Raw genomic sequence first — 24,466 nt, 5'->3', positions numbered from 1 at the left:
AGTTCCTTCGAAGTGTGAGAGGTGGGCTCAAGCGCCGGTGACGGCGAGTTCGATCTCGATGGCGGCGTCGAGACGCTCGCGCACGGCGGGCACCGGAATACGTTCGATGATCTCGTGGAAGAAGCCGCGGACGATCAGACGTCGGGCTGCGTCCTCGGAGATTCCGCGAGCGCGCAGATAGAACAGCTGCTCGTCGTCGAATCGTCCCGTTGCACTGGCGTGTCCTGCACCGAGGATCTCGCCGGTCTCGATCTCGAGGTTCGGCACCGAATCGGCGCGCGCACCGTCCGTCAGAACGAGGTTCCGGTTGAACTCGAACGTGCTGGTGTCCTCGGCCTCGGCGCGAATGAGCACGTCGCCGATCCAAACGGTGTGCGCGTCCTGCTTGCCCGGACCGGTCTCGCCCTGCAGCGCACCCTTGTAGAGAACGTTGGACTTGCACTTCGGCGCCGTGTGATCGACCAGCAGTCGCTGCTCGAGGTGCTGGCCGGCGTCGGCGAAGTAGAGGCCGAGGAGTTCGGCGTCGCCACCGGGTGCGTCGTAGTGCACCGTCGGGCTGACGCGAACCAGATCGCCACCCAGGCTGACGTTGAAGTGCCGCAACACCGCATCGCGCCCGAGCCGAGCGTGATGTGCCGCGACGTGGACGGCGTCCTGCTGCCAACTCTGCAGCAGCACCACGGTGAGCTGCGCGCTGTCGCCGACGACGAACTCGATGTTCTCGGCATACGTGCCGCTGCCGACCTGGTCGACGACGACGGTTGCCTTCGCAAACGGTTCGAGCCGAATCTGCAGGTGACCGAATGCGATCGCGTCGGCACCCGGGCCGGTGACGGTGACGTCGATCGGCTCGGCGATCTCCTGCTCGCGCGCCACGGTCACGACGGTCGCATCGGCGAACGACGAAAACGCTTGCGCCGCAATACGATCGGCGGGCACACCGGCCACGCCGAGACGGTCGTCGTCGCGACCGACCTTCTCGACGGTGACGCCGTCCACCGCGGTGACCGCGATGTCGGAGCCGGCGGTGGCGACAGCGGAACCGTCGTGCAGGCCACGGAGTCGACGCAGAGGCGTGAACCGCCACAGCTCGTCACGTCCCGACGGCACCTCGAACGCGTTCACGTCGTAGGAGGTGAACTGAGCGCCCTTGTTGGCGACCAGCTTCGACTTGTCTTCCTTCGCGCCGGGGTTCTCGGACGCCACTGCGCCCTGCACTCCCGTGAGGGGACCCTGCGCGCCTGTTGCGGGGTTGGTCACTTAACCGACCGATCCTTCCATCTGAAGCTCGATGAGCCGGTTGAGCTCGAGCGCGTATTCCATGGGGAGCTCGCGAGCGATCGGCTCGACGAATCCGCGAACGACCATCGCCATCGCCTCGTCCTCGGTGAGGCCGCGGCTCATCAGGTAGAAGAGCTGATCGTCGCTGACCTTCGAGACCGTCGCCTCGTGTCCCATCGAGACGTCGTCCTCACGGATGTCGACGTACGGGTAGGTGTCCGAGCGGGAGATCGTGTCGACGAGCAGTGCGTCGCACTTGACCGTCGAACGCGAGCCGTGTGCGCCCTTGTTGATCTGGATCAGACCGCGGTAGGACGTGCGTCCACCACCGCGTGCGACGGACTTGCTGACGATGTTCGACGACGTGTGCGGCGCGAGGTGCAGCATCTTCGACCCGGTGTCCTGGTGCTGGTCCGGACCGGCGAACGCCACCGACAGAACCTCGCCCTTGGCGTGCTCGCCCGTCATCCAGACGGCCGGGTACTTCATCGTGACCTTGGAACCGATGTTGCCGTCGATCCACTCCATCGTCGCCCCTGCTTCTGCCTTGGCGCGCTTGGTGACGAGGTTGTAGACGTTGTTCGACCAGTTCTGGATGGTCGTGTAGCGGCAGCGACCGCCCTTCTTGACGATGATCTCGACGACGGCGGAGTGCAGCGAGTCCGACTTGTAGATCGGCGCGGTGCATCCCTCGACGTAGTGCACGTACGCACCCTCGTCGACGATGATCAGCGTGCGCTCGAACTGACCCATGTTCTCGGTGTTGATGCGGAAGTACGCCTGCAGCGGGATGTCGACGTGGACGCCCGGCGGCACGTAGATGAACGAGCCACCCGACCACACGGCCGTGTTGAGCGCCGAGAACTTGTTGTCACCGGCGGGAATGACGGTTCCGAAGTACTCGCGGAACAGCTCCGGCTGCTCCTTCAGAGCGGTGTCGGTGTCGAGGAACAGCACACCCTGAGCTTCGAGATCCTCACGGATGGAGTGGTAGACGACCTCGGACTCGTACTGTGCCGCGACGCCCGACACGAGGCGCTGCTTCTCGGCCTCGGGGATGCCGAGCTTGTCGTAGGTGTTCTTGATGTCCGACGGCAGATCGTCCCACGTCGCTGCCTGCTTCTCGCTGGAGCGGACGAAGTACTTGATGTTGTCGAAGTCGATTCCGTCGAGGTCGGAACCCCACGACGGCATCGGCTTGCGATCGAAGGTCTTGAGGGCCTTCAGCCGGGCCTCGAGCATCCACTCGGGCTCGTTCTTCTTGGCCGAGATGTCGCGAACCACCGCTTCGGACAGTCCGCGCTGAGCGCTTGCCCCGGCGACGTCCGAATCCGCCCATCCGTATCCGTAGTTACCGAGTGACGCAATGGTCTCGTCCTGCGTCAGCGGGGCTGCGGGCGCAGCTGGGGTCACCTGGTCTGGTGAGACGGTCATGCGAGCTCCTTCCGGAGGCTTGTACGTTCTCCGGCACTGGGCTGTGCACCGGATGTTCTGGAGGGGGTGGAACGAACGTGCGGGGTGTTCAGTGGAACGTGGGTGGTGCATGCGCAATCGCCGTTGGCGATGGTCGCGAGTCGTTGGACGTGCGTGCCGAGCAGTTCGGAGAATGCACGACGTTCGGCGTCGCACAACTCCGGAAACTCCGATGCCACGTGCGAGACCGGGCAGTGGTGCTGGCAGATCTGCACCCCGTTGCCCACCTTTCGGGTGGACGCGGCGAAACCGGCGGCGGTGAACGCGTCGGCGATCCGGTCCGCTGCCTCGGTGACGTCGACTGCACGTTCACCTGCCGCGGGCTCGACGTCGGCGACGATGGCGTCGACGCGTTGCCGGGCGAACGTCTCGATCGCGGCGTCGCCACCGATCTTGCGCAGCTGACGCATCGCGGCACCGGCCAGGTCGTCGTACGTGTGGCCCAGCCTGTTCCGTCCGACGGCCGTCAGCTGGAAGTGCTTCGCGGGGCGACCGCGGCCCCGATGCCGAACGGCTGCCGAGGATGCGACGCGCGCTTCGCCGGTCTCGATGAGTGCGTCGAGATGGCGCCTGACCCCTGCCGCGCTCACACCGAGCCGCGACCCGATGTCCGACGCCGTGATCGGTCCTTCTTCGAGCAGTAATGTGACGACGGCGTTCCGCGTCTGCCCCTCGTGACCGACGGGCGCGGCTACCGACGACGGCGAACTCGACGTGACGACAGCCTGCTCGGACGCGGACACGTCGGCACGAGAACGGCTGTTCTCGGCGGCGCGCATGCGACTGACGGATGTTTTCACAACACCAGTGTGACGGAATTACCCGCACCGGTCCACCAAGGGTGCCCTTCTTCACCGACCGGCGGCACCAGGGAATATCCGTCGTCCACCCGTTGTTGGAGTGCCCTCGGACCGGACCGACCGCGCGTGCGGCCCGCACGGTTACGCTTCACACGTGCCACAGACCGCCGACGACGAGAACTTCGCGGACTCCTCGGTCACCCCGACCGATCATCCCGGACGACGCCTCGGGCAACTCCCGCGCACGGTAGTCCACTCGGCGCGGCGACTCGTCGGCCTCGACACACGCCACCCGTCGTCGGCGAGTGTGGCTGCGCTGCACGGTGACGAGCCCGAGGCGCCCGGTCTGAACGCGTCGGAAACGTCGCAGCTACGGGCGATACGACGGTTCGGCGCGGCAGGCGCGATTCTCATGGCCGTCGGCGCGCTCGGCGCAGGAGCGCAACCGGTCCTGCAGAATCCGGTCGCCGGAGTCCGGGTGCTGAGCCTGCCGTCGCGCATGGCGAGCTCGGCTCTGACGATCACCATGACCGGAACCGTCATCGTCGTGTTGGCATGGCTGTTGCTCGGCCGCTTCGCCGTCGGGCGTCTGCGCGACGGATCGGTCCCCCGACGAATGACGCGTTCCCAACTCGATCGCACCCTGCTGCTGTGGATCCTTCCGCTGTGCGTCGCACCGCCGATGTTCTCCCGCGACGTCTACTCCTACCTCGCCCAGAGCGAGATCACCGCGCGAGGCCTCGACCCCTACGAGATCGGGCCGGCAGGGGCACTCGGCGTCGACAACGTCCTGACGCGGACCGTTCCCAACATCTGGCGAGACACGCCTGCGCCGTACGGCCCGTTCTTCCTCTGGATCGGGCGCGGCATCACGTGGCTGACGGGTGAGAACATCGTCGCGGGCATCTTCCTGCATCGGTTGCTTGCCCTCGTCGGTGTCGCGTTGATCGTCTGGGCGCTACCCCGCCTCGCTCGGCGCTGCGGTGTCGCCGCGGTCAGCGCGTTGTGGCTCGGTGCCGCCAACCCCCTGCTGCTCTTCCACCTGGTGGCGGGCATCCACAACGAAGCCCTGATGATCGGACTGATGCTCGCCGGTACCGAGCTCGCGTTGCGCGCCATCGAATCCGCGTCGCCCATCAGGAACGCGTCGTTGGCTCTTCTGCTGTCCGGCGCGGCGCTGATCGCCCTGTCGTCGACGGTGAAGATCCCGTCGCTGCTCGCGCTCGGGTTCGTCGGGATGGCACTCGCCCGACGATGGGGCGGAACGGTCAAGGCCGTCGTCTCGGCGGCAGCGCTGCTCGGTGTCGTGGCGGTGATCGTGCACGTCGGGGTCAGTCTCGCGAGTGGCCTCGGCTTCGGGTGGGTGCACACCCTCGGGACCGCGAGCGTCGTGCGCAGCTGGATGTCGATCCCGACCATCCTGGGCGTCGGCACCGGGTTCGTCGGCGTGCTCCTCGGCCTCGGCGACCACACGACGGCTATGCTGAGTCTCACACGACCGATCGCGTCGGTCGTCGCAGGCTTCGTCGCGATCAGGATGCTGGTCGCGGTCCTGAAGGGACGGTTGCACCCGGTCGGCGCGCTCGGCGTCTCGCTCGGTGCGCTCGTACTGCTGTTCCCGGTGGTCCAGCCGTGGTACCTGCTGTGGGCGGTCATCCCGCTCGCGGCGTGGGCGACACGGCCTGCGTTCCGTGTTCCTGCGATCGTCTTCTCGACGATCGTCAGCGTCATCCTCATGCCGAACGGCAGCGAGTATCTGCCGTTCCAGATCGTCCAGGCAGCCGTCATGACCATCCTGACCATCGGCGTCCTGTATCTCCTGACCCGCTCGACGCTGCCGTGGCGGTCCGAGGTCGGACCGCAGACACGCCGGACATCGGCAGGGGAATACGCTGGTTCCTCGTGATCGTGCGCTCGTCGAACTCCTCGACGCAACCTGCCGTACAGCTGACCGATGTGCGGAAGTCGTACAACGGACTTCTGGCCGTCGACGGACTCGACATCACCGTCGAACGTGGTCAGGTGCTCGCTCTGCTCGGACCCAACGGAGCAGGCAAGACGACCACCGTCGAGATGTGCGAAGGATTCGTCACCCCTGATTCGGGAACCGTCCGAGTGCTCGGCCTCGACCCGATCACGCAATCGGCCCAGCTACGCCCCCGCATCGGTGTCATGTTGCAGGGAGGCGGCGCCTACCCGGGCGCCAAGGCCGGCGAGATGTTGCACCTGGTCGCGTCGTACTCCGCGAATCCGCTCGACCCCGACTGGCTGCTCACGTGTCTCGGCCTGGACCGCACCGTCAAGACGCCGTATCGACGGCTGTCCGGCGGTCAACAGCAGCGGCTCGCTCTCGCGTGCGCCATCGTCGGTAGGCCCGAACTGGTCTTTCTCGACGAACCGACGGCCGGTCTCGACGCGCAGGCGCGTCTGTTGGTCTGGGAACTCGTCGAGGCGCTGCGGCGGGACGGCGTCAGCGTGCTGCTGACGACCCACCTCATGGACGAGGCCGAACAGCTCGCCGACCAGCTCGTCATCGTCGACCACGGCCGTATCGTGGCGTCGGGCACGGCATCGGAACTGACGAAGCAGGGCGCCGAGGGACGCCTTCGCTTCACCGCTCCCCCTGGCCTCGAGCTCTCGCTTCTCGACGCCGCCCTCCCCGTCGGCTATCGACCGTCCGAGGAGTCGCCCGGCTCGTACGTGATCGAGGGCGTCATCGAACCGGACATCCTCGTGACGGTGACGTCGTGGTGCGCACAGCAGAACGTTCTCGCGACGGAACTCCAGGTGGATCAACGTCGCCTGGAAGACGTGTTTCTCGAATTGACCGGCAGGGAGCTCAGACGATGACGGTGCGCAAGGACGCACGCAGCGACAACCGTTTCGACGCGGGACTCTTCACACCCGACCCGTCGCCGAACTCGCCACTCACGATGCTGACGTCGCAGTCCATGCTCGAGCTGAAGTTGTTGCTGCGCAACGGCGAACAGCTTCTGCTGACGATGTTCATCCCCATCACGTTGCTCGTGGGTCTCACTCTTCTGCCCCTCGGCGCGATGGGCAAGGAACCCGTCGACCAGGTCGTGCCCGCGGTGATGATGGTCGCGATCATGTCGACGGCGTTCACCGGACAGGCCATCGCAGTCGGATTCGATCGCCGTTACGGCGCATTGAAACGTCTGGGTGCGACGCCGCTGCCCAAGTGGGGCATCATCGGCGGCAAGGCCGTGGCCGTCGTACTCGTCGTCGTCCTGCAGTCGGTACTGCTCGGCGCCATCGGGGCGTTGCTGGGGTGGCGCCCCGGCGCAGGCGGACTGGTACTCGGCGCGGTGATCATCGCCCTCGGGACCGTCACGTTCGCGACGATGGGTCTGCTGCTCGGCGGAACTCTGCGCGCGGAGATCGTGCTCGCGCTCGCCAACATCCTCTGGTTCGTGATGCTCGGAATCGGCTCGCTCGTCGTGCTGAGCGACGACCTGCCGGTCGCGCTGCACACCATCGCGCGGTTCGTCCCGTCCGGGGCCCTTGCGGAAGCACTCGGCAACGCGGTGTCCGGTTCGTGGGACTGGTTCGGCGTCGCCGTGCTCGCCGGCTGGACCGTCGTCTGTTCCTGGCTGGCCGTTCGGCTGTTCAAGTTCGTCTGACCGGGGTCAACGACAGCCTGTAGTTGATCGACCACTACGATCACCACGTGCTGTATCGAGCGTTTCTGAGCGTCGTCGACCGTCTTCCGCTGCCCTCGCTTCGAGTGCAGAAGATCCTGGCGTTCATCGTCATCCTGACCCAGGGCGGCATCGCCGTGACCGGCGCGATCGTGCGCGTCACGGCGTCCGGACTCGGATGCCCGACGTGGCCGCAGTGCTTCCCCGGCAGTTTCACGCCGGTCGGTGTGTCGGAAGTACCGGTGCTGCACCAGGCAGTCGAGTTCGGAAACCGGCTTCTGACGTTCGTCGTCGTGCTCGCCGCTGCAGCGATCGTCCTCGCCGTGACGCGGGCGCGTCGTCGTCGCAACGTACTTCTTTTCGCGTGGCTGATGCCGCTCGGAACCGTCGTGCAGGCGATCATCGGCGGATTCACCGTTCTCACCGGTCTGCTGTGGTGGACCGTCGCCATCCACCTGGTGGTCTCGATGGCGATGGTGTGGCTGGCCACGTTGTTGTACTTCAAGGTCGCCGAACCCGACGAGAACGTCGTGTCCACGCGAACCGTGCCCGAGCCTCTGCGCATGCTCGCCGGATTGTCCGGCATCGTGCTCGCAGCCGTGCTCGTCGCGGGCACGATGGTGACCGGCGCAGGCCCGCACGCCGGCGACAAGAGCATCGACGAGCCGGTTCCGCGTCTCGAGATCGAGATCGTCACGCTGGTGCACCTGCATGCACAGCTGCTCGTTGCCTACCTCGCCCTTCTGGTCGGACTCGGATTCGCGCTGTACGCCGTGCGAGCCTCCGACACGGTCAAGAAGCGCCTCTGGGTGCTCATCGCGACCGTCGTCGCACAAGCCCTCGTCGGTGTCGTCCAGTACTTCACGGACGTGCCCGCCGCACTGGTGGCCGTGCACGTGGCCGGAGCGGGCGCCTGCACCGCAGCGACCGCGGCCGTGTGGGCGGCATGCCGGGCTCGTACTCCTGCCGACGAGCTGGTGGACAGCGCAGCGATCTAGAGCTGGAAGTCAGACCTCACGAGGGGAGAGGCAGCCGGTCTCCCCCTCAGACGACCGACTACCTCTCCACTCATATTCGACGCGACCCGGAAACATTCGGTTCCCCGGTTTCGGGGAAAATTTCGCGGGTTCGGATTACTTCTCGAGCGCTGCGTTACGCGCCTTCGGGAAACGGGTCTGGCGCGCAACCCATCCCGCCATCCGGCGGTAGTGCCCCGGGGCCGGATTGACCGAACTGACGAGGTCACGGTCCCATTCCGACTCGCTGAGACTGTCCACCTGGTCGACGAGCGCCCGGGCGATCTCGTCGTTCGCGACGACCTGGTCCCCCAACACGCCGTCGGCGCCCACGAGGGTCACCCGGGTGCCTGCGCGGCCGATCGGCTGAACGACGACATGTCCGGATCCCCCGTGCTCGCCGACGAACTCACGCACCGCCTTCAGCGCGCCCGCGGGCACCTCCGTCTGGGGCGCGTCCTCAGCCTGATCCGAAATGTCTTCGAGCGTCTTCTCAGAATCGGTAGCCATTGCACGACAATACCGCTCGGTAACCTCGTGCACGCGTGGAGGGCGCTGCGCGCCCCGTGAGCAGAAATGCGTACCGGGGTACGCATTTCTGCTCACATGCGCGTCAGGAGAACAGCTGTGCGAGCGTGTCCCAGCCGATGACCGAGTCGACCGCGAGTCCGCAGAACACCAGCGCCAGGTACTCGTTCGACAGAATGAAGAGCTTGAGCGGCTTGACCGGTGTGCCGCCGCGAACGCCCGCGTACAACCGGTGCGCGACGACGAGGAACCACACGCCCGCCGCCAGTGCGACCGCCGCATAGATGACGCCGGATCCAGGGGCCAACGCGAACGTCGCCAGAACCGTGGCCCAGGCGTAGATCACGATGTGCTTGGTGACCTTGGTTTCCGACGCAACCGCAGGCAACATCGGCACGTTGGCGGCCTGGTAGTCCTCCTTGTAGCGCAGCATCAGCGCCCATGTGTGCGGCGGCGTCCACAGGAAGATGACCAGGAACATGACGATCGCCTGCCAGCCGATCGTCCCGGTGACGGCCGACCAGCCGATCATCACGGGCATGCAGCCGGCGGCACCGCCCCAGACGACGTTCTGCGACGTCCGCCGCTTGAGGACGAGCGTGTAGACGAAGATGTAGAAGCAGATGGTGACGACGGCGAGAATGCCGCTGAGCAGGTTCGTCGTCGCCCACAGCCAGAAGAACGAGACGATGCCCAGTGTCACGCCGAAGACGAACGCGTGCGACACCGGCATCGCGCCGCGTGCGAGCGGACGCTTCGCCGTCCTGGCCATGACCTTGTCGATGTCCGCGTCGGCCACCATGTTGAGGCAGTTGGCGCTGGCGGCTGCCATCATTCCGCCGAACAACGTCGTCAGGATCAGCCACGGCTGCACGTGTCCACGGTCGGCGAGCAGCATGGCCGGGATCGTCGTGACGAGAAGAAGCTCGATGACCCGCGGCTTGGTCAGCGCGACGTACGCCAACACCAGATCGATCGCCCGCTTGGTCGCGGACTTCTCTCCGGTGGTCTGCGACGGGGCGTCCGCACCGTGTGCGTCGTCCTCGGGGTGGCTAGGGCCGCCTGCGAATCCGTGGCCGCCCGGCCGCTGCCCCATTCGCACTACGTCTCCTTGCACGGGCTCGAAACACATGAACACTCGAACTACTGCACGCACACGTCGACACCGAGAACTTCGGTGCGGATGCGTACTACTACAAGCGATGGTAGACGTCGACCATCCCGACTCCAATTCTCAGGGCACCCAAAGTGAGCAATGCGTCGCTCCCCGGTTACGCCGACGCGACCGGGAGGGGGAAGGCACGACATCGGACCGCCGCGGAACTAGGCTGGTGGGCGACGTGTTTCCGATGCGCTGAAATCGGTGCGCGCAACTGGCCTTACTCGTACCAATGTCAGGAGATCTCTGCTCGTGTCGATCACAGACGATATTGACGTCCTCACCACGGCGCACCACCCCAGCGACTGGACGGACCTGGACACCAGGGCGGTCGATACCGTCAGAGTCCTCGCTGCGGATGCGGTACAGAAGGTCGGCAACGGGCACCCCGGCACGGCCATGAGCCTGGCCCCGCTCGCCTACACGCTTTTTCAGCGCACCATGCGCCACGACCCCAACGACACCCACTGGATCGGACGCGACCGTTTCGTCCTCTCGTGCGGACACTCGAGCCTGACGCTCTACCTGCAGCTGTACTTGGGCGGATTCGGTCTCGAGCTCATCGACATCGAGTCGCTGCGTACCTTCAAGTCCAAGACCCCCGGCCACCCGGAGTTCCGCCACACCGACGGCGTCGAGATCACGACGGGTCCCCTCGGCCAGGGTCTCGCGTCCGCTGTCGGTATGGCCATGGCGTCGCGACGCGAACGCGGCCTGTTCGACCCCGAGCCCGCGCTCGGTGACAGCCCCTTCGATCACTTCATCTACGTCATCGCCTCCGACGGCGACATCGAAGAAGGTGTGACGTCCGAGGCGTCGTCGCTCGCAGGAACGCAGCAGCTCGGCAACCTGATCCTGTTCTACGACGACAACAAGATCTCGATCGAGCACGCCACCGACATCGCGCTGTCGGAGGACACGGCAGCTCGGTACGAGGCGTACGGCTGGCACGTCCAGGTCGTCGAGGGCGGCGAGAACGTCGTGGCGATCGAAGAGGCCATCGAGAAGGCCAAGGCCGTCACCGACAAGCCGTCGATCATCGTGCTGCGCACGATCATCGGCTTCCCTGCTCCGACGATGATGAACACCGGCGCCGTGCACGGTGCCGCTCTCGGCGACGAAGAGGTCGCGAAGGTCAAGCAGGCGCTCGACTTCGACCCCGAGAAGAAGTTCGAGGTCTCCGACGAGGTCATCGCGCACACCCGGTCGCTGCAGGAACGCGGACGCAAGGCCCACGCCGAGTGGAACACCCAGTTCGACGCATGGGCCGCACGTGAGCCCGAGCGCAAGCAGCTGCTCGACCGGCTGACCGCGGGCACCCTGCCCGAGAACTGGACCGACGTCCTCCCGTCCTGGGAGCCCGGTAGCAAGGCCATCGCGACGCGCGCCGCGTCCGGCGAGGTGCTGAGCGCCGTCGGACCGGTCCTTCCCGAACTCTGGGGCGGATCCGCCGACCTCGCGGGCAGCAACAACACGACCATCAAGGGCGCCAAGTCCTTCGGCCCCACGTCGATCTCCACCGACGACTGGGACGCCGAGCCCTACGGACGCACGCTGCACTTCGGTATCCGTGAGCACGCGATGGGGTCGATCCTGTCGGGCATCGTCATGCACGGACCGACCCGCGCCTACGGCGGTACGTTCATGCAGTTCAGCGACTACATGCGTCCGGCGGTGCGTCTGGCGTCGTTGATGGACATCGATCCGATCTACGTGTGGACCCACGATTCCATCGGCCTCGGTGAGGACGGCCCGACGCACCAGCCCGTCGAGCACCTCGCCGCGTTGCGTGCCATTCCGAACCTGTCCGTCGTCCGCCCGGGCGACGCCAACGAAACCGCGTTCGCCTGGCAGGCCGTGCTGGCGCGCTCCAGCAGCAGCGGCCCCGTCGGTTTGGCACTGACCCGTCAGGGCATCCCGATTCTCGAGGGCACGAGCTACGAGGGTGTGTCGAAGGGCGCCTACATCCTCTCCGAGTCCTCGAAGGCGGCTCCGGACGTCGTCCTCATCGGCACCGGCTCGGAACTGCAGTACGCCGTCGAGGCGCAGACGACTCTCGAGGAGCAGGGCATCGCGGCTCGCGTCGTGTCCATGCCGTGTGTCGAGTGGTTCTTCAGCCAGGACCAGAACTACCGCGACCAGGTCATTCCGCCCACCGTCAAGGCGCGCGTCTCCATCGAGGCGGGCATCGCGATGCCGTGGTACCGGATCGTCGGCGGCTTCGGCGAGATCATCTCGCTCGAGCACTACGGCGAGTCGGCGGACGCCAAGACGCTGTTCCGCGAGTACGGATTCACGGCCGAGGCCGTGGTCGCTGCCGCACAGCGCTCGATCACCAATGTGAAGGGATAACCCATGACCCAGAACAAGAACCTCGCAGATCTGTCCGCAGCAGGCGTATCCGTCTGGCTCGACGACCTGTCCCGCGACCGCATCAACTCCGGCAACCTGCAGGAGCTGATCGAGAGCAAGAGCGTCGTCGGCGTGACGACCAACCCGTCGATCTTCCAGGCAGCGCTGAGCAAGGGCGACGCCTACGACGCGCAGGTTCGTGAGCTGGCCGAGCGAGGCGCCGACGTCGACGCCACCATCCGCACGGTCACCACCGACGACGTGCGCAACGCGTGCGACATCTTCGCTCCCGTCTTCGAGTCGACGGCAGGAGTCGACGGCCGCGTCTCCATCGAGGTCGATCCCCGCCTGGCGCACGACACCGAGAAGACCGTCGCGCAGGCCGTCGAGCTGTGGAAGATCGTCGACCGCCCGAACGTGCTCATCAAGATTCCCGCGACCGAAGCCGGCATTCCCGCGATCGCCAAGGTCATCGGAGAGGGCATCAGCGTCAACGTCACACTGATCTTCTCCGTCGAGCGGTACGAGGCGGTCATCGGCGCCTACCTCGAGGGACTGGAGGCTGCGCGCGCCGCAGGCCACGATCTGTCCAGAATCCACTCGGTCGCTTCGTTCTTCGTCTCGCGCGTCGACACCGAGATCGATGCACGCCTGGACAAGATCGGCACCCCCGAGGCCGAGGAACTCAAGGGCAAGGCTGCTCTGGCGAACGCTCGCCTGGCCTACGTCGCGTACCAGCAGGCGTTCGAGGTCGGACCGCGTTTCCACGAGCTCGCCGGATCCGGCGGACGTCCGCAGCGCCCGCTGTGGGCGTCGACCGGTGTCAAGAACCCCGCGTACCCGGACACGCTCTACGTCACCGACCTGGTGTCGCCGAACACCGTCAACACGATGCCCGAGAAGACTCTCGATGCTGTCGCCGACCACGGTGAGATCACCGGTGACACGATCTCGGGCAAGGGTCAGGAGTCGCAGGAAGTCTTCGACAAGCTCTCCGCCATCGGCATCGACGTCACCGACGTGTTCCTGACGCTCGAGAACGAGGGTGTCGCCAAGTTCGAGGCGTCGTGGACCGAGTTGCTCGACGCCACCGGCGAACAGCTCCGCCAAGCGGGCCAGAAGAGCTAGAGACGTGACCACCGCAGACACCGAACACAAGGATCCTGCGCAGAACAGTTCCTCGGAGTGGACCAACCCGCTCCGCGATCGAAGTGACAAGCGTCTTCCGCGAATCGCCGGACCGTGCAGTCTCGTGATCTTCGGCGTCACTGGCGATCTCGCTCGTAAGAAGCTCATGCCTGCGGTGTACGACCTGGCGAACCGGGGGCTTCTGCCCCCCGGTTTCGCCCTGGTCGGCTTCGCTCGACGTGAGTGGGGCAAGGAAGATTTCGCCACGATCGTGCACGACGCGGTCCGGGATCACGCGCGTACACCCTTCAGCGAAGAAGTCTGGAACACCCTGGCCGAAGGGTTCCGGTTCGTGCAGGGGTCCTTCGACGACGACGCTGCATTCGACGAACTGTCCCGCACGCTCACCGAGCTGGACGAGACCCGCGGGACGGGCGGCAATCACGCGTTCTATCTGTCGATCCCACCCGGCGCGTTTCCCGTCGTCCTCGAACAGCTCTCTCGCTCCGGGCTGTCCCAGGGCAAGGACGACCAGTGGCGACGCGTCGTCATCGAGAAGCCGTTCGGCCACGACCTTCGGAGCGCTCAGGAGCTCAACGCCGTCGTGAACCGAGTGTTCCCGGAGGACACCGTCTTTCGGATCGATCACTACCTCGGCAAGGAGACGGTTCAGAACATCCTGGCGCTGCGCTTCGCGAACCAGCTGTTCGATCCGATCTGGAATGCGCACTACGTCGACCACGTTCAGATCACGATGGCCGAGGACATCGGATTGGGCGGCCGCGCAGGCTATTACGACGGCATCGGCGCGGCCCGTGACGTGATCCAGAACCACCTGCTGCAGCTGCTCGCGATCACCGCGATGGAGGAACCGGTCAGTTTCAGCCCGTCGGAACTGCAGTCCGAGAAGATCAAGGTGCTGTCGGCGACCAAGCCTGCACTCCCTCTCGGGGAAACCACCGCCCGCGGCCAGTACACCGCGGGGTGGCAGGGCAGCCAGAAGGTCAAGGGGCTCAAGGAAGAAGAGGGATTCGACTCCGAATCCAACACCGAGACGTACGCGGCGATCACCCTGCAGGTCGACACCAGGCGCTGGGGCGGCGTCCCGTTCTACCTGCGCACCGGAAAAGCGTTGGGGCGCAGGGTCACCGAGATCGCCATGGTGTTCAAGCGTGCACCGCACCTGCCGTTCGACGCCACCATGACCGAGGAACTCGGCCAGAACGCGCTCGTCATCCGCGTCCAGCCGGACGAGGGCGTCACCATGCGCTTCGGATCGAAGGTGCCGGGCTCGAGCATGCAGGTGCGCGACGTCAGCATGGACTTCAGCTACGGGCAGGCGTTCACCGAGTCGTCCCCCGAGGCCTACGAACGTCTGATCCTCGACGTTCTGCTCGGCGAGCCGTCGCTGTTTCCCGTCAACGCCGAGGTCGAACTGTCCTGGAAGATTCTCGACCCGATTCTCGAGTACTGGGCGTCCGGCGGCACCGCCGAGCCGTACGAGGCCGGCACGTGGGGACCGACCTCCGGTGACGAGATGATGCACCGCACCGGACGCGAATGGAGAAGGCCGTGATCGTCGACATCCCCCGCACCACCACGGCCGAGGTCGGCAAACAGCTGGTCGAGCTGCGCGAGTCCGGTGGTGCCGTCACCATCGGGCGCGTACTCACGCTCATCGTCGCCAGCCCGGACGCCGAGAAGGCAGAGCGTGCCATCGAGGCCGCGAACGACGCCAGTCGTGAGCACCCGTGTCGTGTCATCGTGCTGACCCACGGTGACCGCGCCGCCGAGTCGAGTCTGGACGCCCAGATTCGCGTCGGAGGCGATGCAGGCGCGTCGGAGGTCGTCGTGCTCAGGCTCAACGGCGAACTGGCGGATCACGAACACAGCGTCGTCATCCCGTTCCTGCTGCCGGACACGCCGATTGTGGCGTGGTGGCCGGACGAGGCTCCTGCGGTTCCTGCGAAGAATCCGTTGGGCCGCTTGGCTATTCGTCGCATCACCGACGCGACGAACGCTCCGGACACGACCGCGGCGATCAAGAGCCGCGTCACCAGTTACCGGCAGGGCGATACCGACCTGTCGTGGAGCCGCATCACGTACTGGCGTGGGCTGCTCGCGACGGCACTCGACCAGCCGCCGCACGAGAAGGTCGTGTCCGTGTCGGTCTCCGGTTTGGCCGAGGAGCCCGCGTTGGACATCCTCGCCGGCTGGCTGGCCGCGAAGCTCGACGTGCCGGTCCACCGGACGACGGGCGAGCTGAGAGTCGAGCTGCATCGCGAGAACAGCAGCATCTCGATCACCCGGCCCCAGACCGGCAAGACTGCCACGCTTCGGCGCACGGGACAGCCCGACGCCGAGGTCGCGCTGGCGCGTCGGGACACGCGTGAATGCCTCGCCGAGGAGCTGCGTCGCCTCGACACGGACGAGATCTACGAACTGGCCCTGAACGGACTGTCGAAGGTGACTTATGAGTGAGACATCGGTTCTGCATTTTCTCGACGCCGACGCGCTCGTCGACGCGGCACGTTCGAGGTTCGTCGACGTCGTCACCTCGGCGCAGGCCGAGCGTGGATCCGCCTCGGTCGTACTGACCGGTGGTGGAACCGGCATCGCACTGCTCGAAGCTCTGCGCAAGGACTCGGGGAACATCGACTGGAGCCGCGTCGACGTCTATTTCGGCGACGAGCGGTTCCTGCCGGCGGGCGATCCCGAACGCAACGAAGTTCAAGCGTCGGACGCCCTGCTGAATCACGTCGACGTGCACCCAGATCGAGTGTTCCGCATGGCCGCGTCGGACGGTCCGCACGAGAGCGACCCCGAGGTGGCTGCGGCGTCGTACGCCCGGGTTCTCGCAGCCCACGCCGACGAGGGTGAGCGGGCGCCGGAGTTCGACGTGCACCTGCTCGGCATGGGAGGCGAGGGACACATCAATTCCCTGTTCCCCCATACCGACGCGGTGCGCGAGACGACGCAGTACGTCATCGCGGTCGAGGACTCCCCCAAGCCGCCACCCGTGCGAATCACGTTGACTCTGCCCGCGATTCGACGTGCGAAGCATGTCTGGCTACTGGTGTCCGGCGAAGCAAAGGCCGAGGCCGTGGCTGCAGCGGTCGGCGGCGCCTCCCCGGACGACGTGCCATCGGCCGGAGCCGTCGGATCCGAGTCGACGGTGTGGTTCGTCGACACGGCGGCCGCGTCGAAGCTGGACACGTAGTACGAGCGGCGAGAACCACGACGGCGTCGAATCTGCTTGTCCGTCAAGCAGGTTCGACGCCGTCGCCGTCTCTCGACAGGTCCCCGGCGGGCGGCGTCGCAAGGCTCGAATCCGTGGCGTCCGTGCCGGCCGACATCTGCGCGCGACCACCGAGAGACCGACGTCCGTGCACGCGATACGCGGTCCCGTCACGCCACGATCGGGCGTCGCTCGAGCACTGTGCCACGGCCTTGTCCCCCTTTGCCTCGACCCGGCTTCCTATCCCTTCTGACGCGGCCGCCGAGGAAACGGTTCCACCAGCGGACTCACCGCGACAGCGACGAGAAGAAGGTCCGGAGATCGTCGATCAACTCGCCCGGCGTTTCCATCGCTGCGAAATGTCCGCCGTGATCGAACTCGGTCCACCGGACGATGTGGTTCTGCTTCTCGGCGATTCCACGAATACTGTTGTCACGCGCGAACACTGCGGCAGCGGTAGGCACACCCGACGAGGTCAGCTCTGCTCCCCACTGCGTCGACTCCTTGTACAGGCGCATCGACGACCCGATGGTCTCGGTGAACCACAGAATGCTGACGTTCGCGAGCAGCATGTCGCGGTCGATCGCGTCGGATAGGGTCTTCGCCGGGTCGATGTAGGTGTTCACGACGTCGATCACCCAGGACAGCAATCCGACCGGTGAATCGGTCAGTGCGGGTGCAAGCGTTGCGGGCCGCGTCGAATGAACAGACGCATACGACGCTGTCTCGGAATTGCTCCAATCTGCCAGCGCCGCAACTTTTTTCCGATCCTCGGCACTGTATCCGCTACCGTCGTCGTCCCACGACGGGATGGTGATCGGTCCGTTCATGTGCACTCCGATGACCTTGTCCGGCGCAATCCGCCCGAGCTGCGGGGCGATGAACGAACCGGCGTCTCCGCCTTGTGCACCGTAGCGGTCGTAGCCGAGTTCGGCCATGAGCCGCGCGATCAGCTCGGCCGAACACACCGTGTCTGCGTCACCGCGCCGGGTCGTGGGGCCCGAGAAGCCGAATCCGGGGAGTGTGGGCACCACGACGTGGAACGCCTGCGCCGTATCGTCGCCGTGGCCACGCGGATCCGTGAGCGGTCCGATCACGTCGCCGAAGTCCTCGAACGGCCATCCGTGAACGAGAACCAACGGAACCGCGTCGGGATCCGGCGACGCGACGTGGACGTAGTGGAGCGTTCGGCCGTCGATGTCTGCGACGAACTGCGGGTACCGATTCAGTCTCTTCTCGTGGGCACGCCAGTCGAACGCCGTGGCCCAGTACTCGGCGAGTTCGCGCAGATACGTGACAGGGACGCCGTACTCCCATCCGACACCGGGAAGGTCGTCCGGCCAGCGGGTGCCGGTCAGACGCCGTCGAAGGTCGTCGAGTTCGGCCTGAGGAATGTCGACACGGAACGGTGATGCCTTGAACGAAGTCATGCCACGCACGGTATGGGCTGTCGAGGACGGCTTCGGTCCTCGACAGCCCATCGAGAACTATTACCCGCTGTTGCGCAACGCCGTCGCTAGACCGTTCATCGTCAACAGAATTCCGCGCTTGACGCGCTCGTCGTCGTCGCCTGCACGGAAGCGCCGCAGCATTTCGACCTGCATCTGGTTCAGCGGCTCGAGATACGGGAACCGGTTGTGCACCGACCGTTCCAGCGCCGGGTTGTCCTCGAGCAATCGGGAATGACCGGTGATCTTCAGGTACATCTCGATGGTCTTCGCGTGTTCGGTCTCGATCATGCCGAAGATGCGATCACGCAAAGCCGTGTCCGGCACCAGCTCGGCGTATCGAGCGGCAATGCCGAGATCCGACTTCGCCATGACCTGAGCGAGATTGGACAGCACCGTCTGGAAGAACGGCCACTTCCGGTACAGGTCGGTCAGCACGGCCAGCTTCTCGTCGTCGCCGTCGACCCATTCCTCGAACGCCGAGCCGGTTCCGTACCACCCCGGAAGCATGACGCGGCACTGACTCCAGGACATGACCCACGGGATCGCCCGGAGGTCGTAGACCGAGTTGGTGGGCTTCCGCGATGCGGGCCTGCTACCGATGTTCAACTCCCCGACCTCGGCGACGGGCGTCGACGTCCGGAAGTACTCGACGAACCCGGGCTCCTCGTGCACCAGACGGCCGTAGGCGGCACGGGCTCTGGCCGCCAGGTCGTCGAGCACGGCGTAGGCCGGTTCGGCCCCGTCGCCCAGACCTTCGACGTCGAGCAACGTCGATTCCAGCGTGCCCGCGACGAGCGATTCGAGGTTGCGCCGTGCCATCGACGGTTCGGCGTACTTCGCCGCGATGATCTCGCCCTGCTCGGTGAGTCGAAGCGAGCCCTGGACGACGCCGGGCGGCTGGGCGAGGATCGCGTCGTAGCTGGGGCCGCCGCCGCGTCCCACGGTGCCGCCGCGACCGTGGAACAGCCGCAGTCGAATTCCCGTGGTGCGCGACGCCTCCAGCAGATCCAGTTCGGCGCGGTACAGCGCCCAGTTGGCCGCGAGGTACCCGCCGTCCTTGTTGGAGTCCGAGTACCCGAGCATGACTTCCTGGTTCATGCCGCGGCCCTCGACGAGAGCTCGGTAGACCGGGACGTTCAGCGTCGCGACGAGCGTCTCGGCGCCCTGCTGCAGGTCTTCGATCGTTTCGAACAGCGGCACGACGCCGACGGTCGACGTCGGGGCCGACCCGTCCGCACCCGGATCGAAGATGCCTGCTTCCTTGAGCAGAAGGGCCGCTTCGAGCATGTCGCTGACCGACTGACACATGCTGATGATGTAGTTCTGGATCGTGTCGGGGCCGAGATGATCGATCGCCGTCTTCGCGGCGCGGACGATGCCGAGTTCCTTGGTCGCAAGGTCGCTCAGTCGGGCGTCGGCTGCCACGAGCGGACGACGCGTCGTCAGCTCCCGAGACAGCAGTGCGACCCGCTCGTCCTCCCCCAGCGACGCGTAGTCCGGATGCACACCGGCCCACGCCAACAGTTCGGCAACGACCTCTTCGTGCGTCTCCGAGTTCTGACGCATGTCCAGGGCCTGCAGATGGAACCCGAACGTCTCGACGGCTTGTCGGAGCGCGAGCAGACGGTCGTCGGCGATCAGTGCGTCGCCGTCGGCACGCAGTGCTCGGTCGATGACGTCGAGATCGTTCAACACGTCCTGCGGGGCGGCATACGGCGTCGCGCCCAGGTCGAGCGCAGAGACAGGCAGCGAGTCGAGCACTGCAACCGCGGTGGCGGTGAGTCGGGCACGAATTCCACGGACTGCGACGCGGTACGGCTCGTCCTCCCGTCGGTCGTCGGGATCTCCCGACTCCGCAGCGAGGGCGGTCAATTCGTCGGCGATGTCGACCAACCGCGCCGACATCGACAGTTCCTTCTCCAGCGCGACCAACTGGTCCAGGTAGTGCGCGAAGGCGACGTATCCCGCCTGGTGTGTCGCGGTGTGCACGACGTCGCCGGTGACGTTCGGGTTGCCGTCGCGGTCGCCGCCGATCCACGAACCGGGGCGCAGGATCGGCCGCGGCAGCAGACCGTCCTCGGGGTACCGTGTGCGCAGTGCGGCACGGACATCCGCGTTCAGCGCCGGGATGACGTCGAAGAGCGATGTCTCGAAGTACCGGAGCCCGACCTCGATCTCGTCCTGGATCCGCAAGCGGGACAAGCGGATCAACGCCGTCTCCCACAGTGTCAGCACCTGACGCCTGATCGAGGCATCAACGGACGCAAGCTCTTTCGCGGCCGACGCCTTGTTCGGCGCCGCAGCCATCGCGACCTCTCGACGACGCATCAGCTCGGTGATCTTGGACTGTACGTCGAACACCGTGCGCCGACGCGTCTCCGTCGGATGCGCCGTGATGACCGGCGAGACAAGGGCATCGGTCAATGCGGACGCGATCCGGTCGCGCGTGAGGTTCGCGGCGTCGAGCTTGAGCCAGGTCGCCTCGAGGCTGCTGTCCTGCGGCGGATCCTCGCGGTCGAGGTGAATCGCGCGTCGACGCTCGCGGTGCAGATCCTCGGCGAGGTTGGCCAGGAGCGAGAAATGACTGAATGCGCGGATGAGCGGAATCGCTTGGGCTACAGCGGTATCGGCGTACATGCCGACGGAGGTGCCTCGATCGACCTCCGAACGGCGGACGGCGAACGATTCGACACGCGCCCGCTCGACGAGGTCGAACGTCTCCTCACCCTCGTGTTCGCGAATGATGTCGCCGAGAATCCCACCGAGATAACGGATGTCCTCGCGCAGCGGTTCGGTCAGCTCGCGACCCTGGGTCGTCGGTGTGACGAACGCAGGAGATCCAGCCGACTCCACAGGGGTTTCACTCATTCGTACAGTATCGCCGAACGCCCCCGCATCCGCAGTTCACACCACGTCGTGTCGGCATGTCTTTACAAATGACCTCGGTGAGGCCGCGACAGTCAGGAGAACTTGATCTCGAGGCCGATGCCGAGAATCGCGATGAGCCAGACGATGCCGGTGAAGATGGTCAAGCGGTCGAGGTTCTTCTCGACGACCGTCGAACTCGACAGAGACGATTGCACGCCGCCACCGAACAGACTGGACAGACCGCCGCCCTTACCCCGGTGCAACAGCACCAGAAGAATCAGCGCCAAGCTGGTGACGACCAGCAAGATATCCAGAAACAGTTCCATGTCCGCCTCACATCGATTCAGCTCACGACCGCTGACAGCCTACCTGTCGAACGCCGACTGCCGTGCCACCGCCTCTCGCGAGACAGTGGCACGGCAGCTCCGGTCGGGTGTCGCCCAGAAGATCAGGGCAGGGGTCCCCCTGCGGCGATGGCCGACAGGGTGGCGAACTCGTCCGCCTTCAACGACGCACCACCGACGAGGGCGCCGTCGACGTCGTTCTGCGCGACGATCTCGCCGACGTTCTTGGCGTTGACCGATCCGCCGTAGAGGATTCGAACGCCGGCCGCGACATCGGCGGACGCCAGCGTCTGCAGTTCCTCGCGAATGGCTGCGCACACTTCCTGCGCATCCGCAGCGCTGGCCACCTTGCCGGTACCGATGGCCCACACGGGCTCGTACGCGATGACGATCTTGGAGATGTCCTCGGCGGACAGCCCCTCGAGCGACGCACGCAGCTGAGCGACGTTGTACGACACGTGCTCACCGGCCTCTCGAATGTTCAGGCCTTCGCCGATGCAGACAATCGGCGTCAGCCCGTGCTTCAGCGCAGCCTTGGTCTTGGCCAGGACCGTCGCGTCGTCCTCGCTGTGCAGCGTGCGGCGCTCGGAATGTCCGACGACGACGAACGTGCATCCCAGCTTGGCGAGCATGCCACCGCTGATCTCACCGGTGTACGCACCCGAGTCGTGAGCCGACACGTCCTGCGCACCGAAGGTGAGCAGCAGCTTGTCACCCTCGATCAGCGTCTGCACGCTGCGGATGTCGGTGAACGGCGGGATGACCGTCACGTCGACCTTGTCGAAGTACTTCGCGGGCAACGAGAACGCGATCTTCTGTACCAACGAGATGGCCTCGAGGTGGTTGAGATTCATCTTCCAGTTGCCGGCGATAAGCGGCTTACGTGCCATCTGTTCAGTCCTCCAGGGCTGCGAGACCGGGGAGCTGCTTGCCCTCGAGGTATTCGAGCGACGCCCCTCCTCCGGTGGAGATGTGCGAGAAACCGTCGTCCGGAAGTCCGAGGGCCCGGACCGCGGCAGCGGAGTCGCCGCCACCGACGACGCTGAAAGCGCCGTTCGAGGTCGCCGCGACGATCGCCTCGGCGAGACCCTTGGTGCCTGCCGCGAACTTCTCGAACTCGAACACACCCATGGGGCCGTTCCAGAACACCGTCTTGGCCGCGCGCAGAACCGCACCGAAACGCTCGACGGACTCCGGGCCGATGTCCAGACCCATCCAGCCGTCGGGAATCTCGTACGACGGCACCGTCTTCGCTTCCGCATCCGCGGAGAACGAATCGGCGACGACGACGTCCTTCGGCAGGTGGATGACGTCACCGAAACGCTCGAGCAGGTCCTTGCACGTGTCGATCATGTCGTCCTGCAGCAGCGACGAACCGACGGACTGTCCCTGAGCCGCGAGGAACGTGAAGCACATTCCGCCGCCGATGACGAGTGTGTCGACCTTCGGTGCCAATGCTTCGATGACCGCGAGCTTGTCGGACACCTTCGAGCCACCCAGCACGACCGCGTACGGGCGCTGCGGGGTCTCGGTCAGCGTCTTCAGGACGTCGACCTCGGTGCCGACCAGGTTGCCCGCGTACGACGGGAGCAACTTCGCGACGTCGTAGACCGACGCCTGCTTGCGGTGGACCACACCGAAGCCGTCGGACACGAACGCACCTTCGCCGTCGGTCAGCGCCACCAACTCGGCGGCGAGCGCGGCACGCTCCGCCTCGTCCTTGCTGGTCTCGCGCGGATCGAAGCGGATGTTCTCGAGCAGGAGGACGTCGCCGTCGGTCAGTCCCTCGGCGCGCGCCTGGGCATCCTGCCCGACGACGTCGCCGGCCAGCTGCACGTGCCTGCCCAGCAGCTCGCCGAGCTTCGACGCGACAGGCGCCAACGAGTACTTCGACTCGGGCTTGCCATCCGGTCGTCCGAGATGCGCCGTCACGATGAGCTTGGCGCCCGCGTCGAGCAGGGCGTTCAGCGTCGGAAGCGACGCGACGATCCGGCCCGGATCGGTGATGACACCGTTCTCGATCGGAACATTGAAGTCCGATCGGACCAGCACAGCGCGGCCGGACACCCCGGCGGCGATCAGATCCTGCAGTGTTTTGACTGCCATGTGATCAGAGAGACTTTCCGACGAGGCCGATGAGATCCGCGAGGCGGTTGGAGTAGCCCCACTCGTTGTCGTACCAGGAGACGATCTTGACCTGGTCGTCGATGACCTTGGTCAGGCCCGCGTCGAAGATCGACGAGTGCGGGTCGGTGACGATGTCCGACGAGACGATCGGATCCTCGGTGTACTTCAGGATGCCCTTCAACGCGCCCTCGGAGGCCGCCTTCATCGCAGCGTTGATGTCCGCGGCGCTGGCCGACTTCTTCAGGTTGGCCGTCAGGTCGGTGACCGAGCCGGTCGGGATCGGCACACGCAGGGCGTAGCCGTCGAGCTTGCCGAGCAGCTGCGGGAGAACCAGGCCGATCGCCTTCGCGGCGCCCGTTCCGGTCGGAACCACGTTCAGAGCGGCAGCGCGCGCACGGCGCAGGTCGCTGTGCGGGCCGTCCTGCAGGTTCTGGTCCTGCGTGTACGCGTGGACGGTCGTCATGAGGCCCTTGACGATGCCGAACTCGTCGTCGAGAACCTTGGCGATCGGTCCGAGGCAGTTGGTGGTGCACGACGCGTTCGAGATGATGTTCTGGCTGCCGTCGTACTTGTCGTCGTTGACGCCCATCACGATGGTGATGTCCTCACCCTTGGCGGGCGCGGAGATGATGACCTTCTTGGCGCCTGCGTCGAGGTGACCCTTGGCCTTGGCCGCATCGGTGAAGATGCCGGTGGACTCCACGACGACGTCGACACCCAGGTCGCCCCACGGAAGTGCGGACGGGCCCTCGCGCAGCGACAACGCCTTGATCTTCTGGTCGCCGACGACGATGGTGTCGTCGCCCTCGAGGCTCACGTCGTGCGGCAGACGGCCGAGGATGGAGTCGTATTTGAGCAGGTGCGCCAGGGTTGCGTTGTCCGTGAGGTCGTTGACAGCCACGATCTCGATGTCGGTGGTGCCCAGAGCTTTCTGCGCATCGACTGCCCTGAAGAAGTTACGTCCGATGCGGCCGAAGCCGTTCACGCCTACCCGGATCGTCACTGTTCGCTCCTAAGTTGTTGAACCGTTTGTCGGATT

The 24,466-nt window shown here is 65.8% G+C and carries 21 protein-coding genes; 9 read left to right on the top strand and 12 right to left on the bottom strand.

The window, feature by feature from the left end; genetic code table 11:
- Window positions 1–27: 27 nt before the first annotated feature.
- From sufD to HQ354_RS02755, 3 genes are read right to left on the bottom strand one after another with little or no spacing between them, the layout of a single operon-like run.
- A complete protein-coding gene (gene sufD / locus HQ354_RS02765; protein WP_068424236.1) occupies window positions 28–1,260 on the bottom strand; it encodes a Fe-S cluster assembly protein SufD in 1,233 nt (410 codons plus the stop codon).
- Window positions 1,261–2,715 (bottom strand): Fe-S cluster assembly protein SufB, encoded by a 1,455-nt coding sequence (gene sufB, locus HQ354_RS02760; protein ID WP_068424238.1) that lies wholly within the window; start codon window positions 2,713–2,715, stop codon window positions 1,261–1,263.
- Window positions 2,712–3,533, bottom strand: coding sequence for a metalloregulator ArsR/SmtB family transcription factor (locus HQ354_RS02755; protein ID WP_167676760.1), 822 nt, complete (start codon window positions 3,531–3,533; stop codon window positions 2,712–2,714). The genes sufB and HQ354_RS02755 overlap by 4 nt, the downstream gene beginning before the upstream one ends.
- A gap of 328 nt (window positions 3,534–3,861) precedes the next feature.
- Between HQ354_RS02755 and mptB the strand changes: the two genes are divergently transcribed.
- Genes mptB through HQ354_RS02735 form a run of 4 tightly spaced genes read left to right on the top strand, consistent with a single transcriptional unit; the run spans window position 3,862 to window position 8,214 of the window.
- Window positions 3,862–5,460, top strand: coding sequence for a polyprenol phosphomannose-dependent alpha 1,6 mannosyltransferase MptB (mptB, locus tag HQ354_RS02750; RefSeq protein WP_068425928.1), 1,599 nt, complete (start codon window positions 3,862–3,864; stop codon window positions 5,458–5,460).
- Complete coding sequence (locus tag HQ354_RS02745; protein ID WP_371828797.1) at window positions 5,460–6,404, top strand: ABC transporter ATP-binding protein; 945 nt, start codon at window positions 5,460–5,462, stop codon at window positions 6,402–6,404. Before mptB ends, HQ354_RS02745 begins: the two co-directional genes overlap by 1 nt.
- Window positions 6,401–7,198 carry an ABC transporter permease gene (locus HQ354_RS02740; protein ID WP_068424240.1) on the top strand — a complete coding sequence of 266 codons (798 nt, stop codon included), beginning with the start codon at window positions 6,401–6,403 and terminating at the stop codon, window positions 7,196–7,198. The genes HQ354_RS02745 and HQ354_RS02740 overlap by 4 nt, the downstream gene beginning before the upstream one ends.
- A gap of 47 nt (window positions 7,199–7,245) precedes the next feature.
- The gene (locus HQ354_RS02735; protein WP_068425931.1) at window positions 7,246–8,214 is read left to right on the top strand and encodes a heme A synthase; all 969 of its coding nucleotides are present in this window, start codon (window positions 7,246–7,248) and stop codon (window positions 8,212–8,214) included.
- Between the two features lie 135 nt (window positions 8,215–8,349).
- Here HQ354_RS02735 and HQ354_RS02730 read toward each other — a convergent pair whose 3' ends face one another.
- Together HQ354_RS02730 and HQ354_RS02725 are read right to left on the bottom strand one after the other, a co-directional pair.
- Window positions 8,350–8,742, bottom strand: a complete 393-nt coding sequence (locus HQ354_RS02730) for a hypothetical protein (protein WP_068424241.1) — start codon at window positions 8,740–8,742, stop codon at window positions 8,350–8,352.
- A 103-nt stretch (window positions 8,743–8,845) separates the two neighbouring features.
- Entirely contained in the window at window positions 8,846–9,862 is a 1,017-nt protein-coding gene (locus HQ354_RS02725) for a heme o synthase (RefSeq protein ID WP_068424243.1), read from the bottom strand.
- 309 nt (window positions 9,863–10,171) lie between these two features.
- Here HQ354_RS02725 and tkt point away from each other — a divergent pair, with 309 nt between their 5' ends.
- The 5 genes from tkt to pgl are packed head-to-tail and all read left to right on the top strand — an operon-like array spanning window position 10,172 to window position 16,619.
- A complete protein-coding gene (gene tkt / locus HQ354_RS02720; RefSeq protein ID WP_068424245.1) occupies window positions 10,172–12,271 on the top strand; it encodes a transketolase in 2,100 nt (699 codons plus the stop codon).
- Window positions 12,272–12,274: 3 nt separating this feature from the next.
- Window positions 12,275–13,399, top strand: a complete 1,125-nt coding sequence (tal, locus tag HQ354_RS02715) for a transaldolase (RefSeq protein ID WP_068424246.1) — start codon at window positions 12,275–12,277, stop codon at window positions 13,397–13,399.
- A 4-nt stretch (window positions 13,400–13,403) separates the two neighbouring features.
- Window positions 13,404–14,975: a glucose-6-phosphate dehydrogenase gene (zwf, locus tag HQ354_RS02710; protein ID WP_222634117.1), complete on the top strand. Its 1,572-nt coding sequence runs from the start codon at window positions 13,404–13,406 to the stop codon at window positions 14,973–14,975.
- A complete protein-coding gene (gene opcA, locus HQ354_RS02705) occupies window positions 14,972–15,880 on the top strand; it encodes a glucose-6-phosphate dehydrogenase assembly protein OpcA (RefSeq protein ID WP_346764391.1) in 909 nt (302 codons plus the stop codon). The genes zwf and opcA overlap by 4 nt, the downstream gene beginning before the upstream one ends.
- Window positions 15,873–16,619 carry a 6-phosphogluconolactonase gene (gene pgl, locus HQ354_RS02700; RefSeq protein WP_068424252.1) on the top strand — a complete coding sequence of 249 codons (747 nt, stop codon included), beginning with the start codon at window positions 15,873–15,875 and terminating at the stop codon, window positions 16,617–16,619. Before opcA ends, pgl begins: the two co-directional genes overlap by 8 nt.
- 43 nt (window positions 16,620–16,662) lie before the next feature.
- Here pgl and HQ354_RS02695 read toward each other — a convergent pair whose 3' ends face one another.
- From HQ354_RS02695 to gap, 7 genes are all read right to left on the bottom strand, one after another.
- On the bottom strand, window positions 16,663–16,845 hold the full coding sequence (locus tag HQ354_RS02695) for a hypothetical protein (RefSeq protein ID WP_068424254.1): 183 nt from the start codon (window positions 16,843–16,845) through the stop codon (window positions 16,663–16,665).
- 79 nt (window positions 16,846–16,924) lie between these two features.
- Complete coding sequence (locus HQ354_RS02690) at window positions 16,925–18,067, bottom strand: epoxide hydrolase family protein (protein ID WP_068424256.1); 1,143 nt, start codon at window positions 18,065–18,067, stop codon at window positions 16,925–16,927.
- 60 nt (window positions 18,068–18,127) lie between these two features.
- On the bottom strand, window positions 18,128–20,956 hold the full coding sequence (gene ppc, locus HQ354_RS02685) for a phosphoenolpyruvate carboxylase (protein WP_167676719.1): 2,829 nt from the start codon (window positions 20,954–20,956) through the stop codon (window positions 18,128–18,130).
- A gap of 92 nt (window positions 20,957–21,048) precedes the next feature.
- Window positions 21,049–21,282 carry a preprotein translocase subunit SecG gene (gene secG, locus HQ354_RS02680; protein WP_068424261.1) on the bottom strand — a complete coding sequence of 78 codons (234 nt, stop codon included), beginning with the start codon at window positions 21,280–21,282 and terminating at the stop codon, window positions 21,049–21,051.
- Window positions 21,283–21,404: 122 nt separating this feature from the next.
- A complete protein-coding gene (gene tpiA, locus HQ354_RS02675; protein WP_167676721.1) occupies window positions 21,405–22,190 on the bottom strand; it encodes a triose-phosphate isomerase in 786 nt (261 codons plus the stop codon).
- Between the two features lie 4 nt (window positions 22,191–22,194).
- A complete protein-coding gene (pgk, locus tag HQ354_RS02670; protein WP_114329550.1) occupies window positions 22,195–23,406 on the bottom strand; it encodes a phosphoglycerate kinase in 1,212 nt (403 codons plus the stop codon).
- 4 nt (window positions 23,407–23,410) lie between these two features.
- Window positions 23,411–24,430, bottom strand: coding sequence for a type I glyceraldehyde-3-phosphate dehydrogenase (gap, locus tag HQ354_RS02665; RefSeq protein WP_222634116.1), 1,020 nt, complete (start codon window positions 24,428–24,430; stop codon window positions 23,411–23,413).
- Window positions 24,431–24,466 lie beyond the last annotated feature (36 nt).

Origin of the sequence: Rhodococcus sp. BP-261 (genome assembly GCF_019835205.1) — a bacterium.
GTDB lineage: Bacteria > Actinomycetota > Actinomycetes > Mycobacteriales > Mycobacteriaceae > Rhodococcoides > Rhodococcoides kyotonensis_B.
Note: the sequence above shows the minus strand (reverse complement) of the source record. Positions and strands in the feature narration are given on the sequence as shown.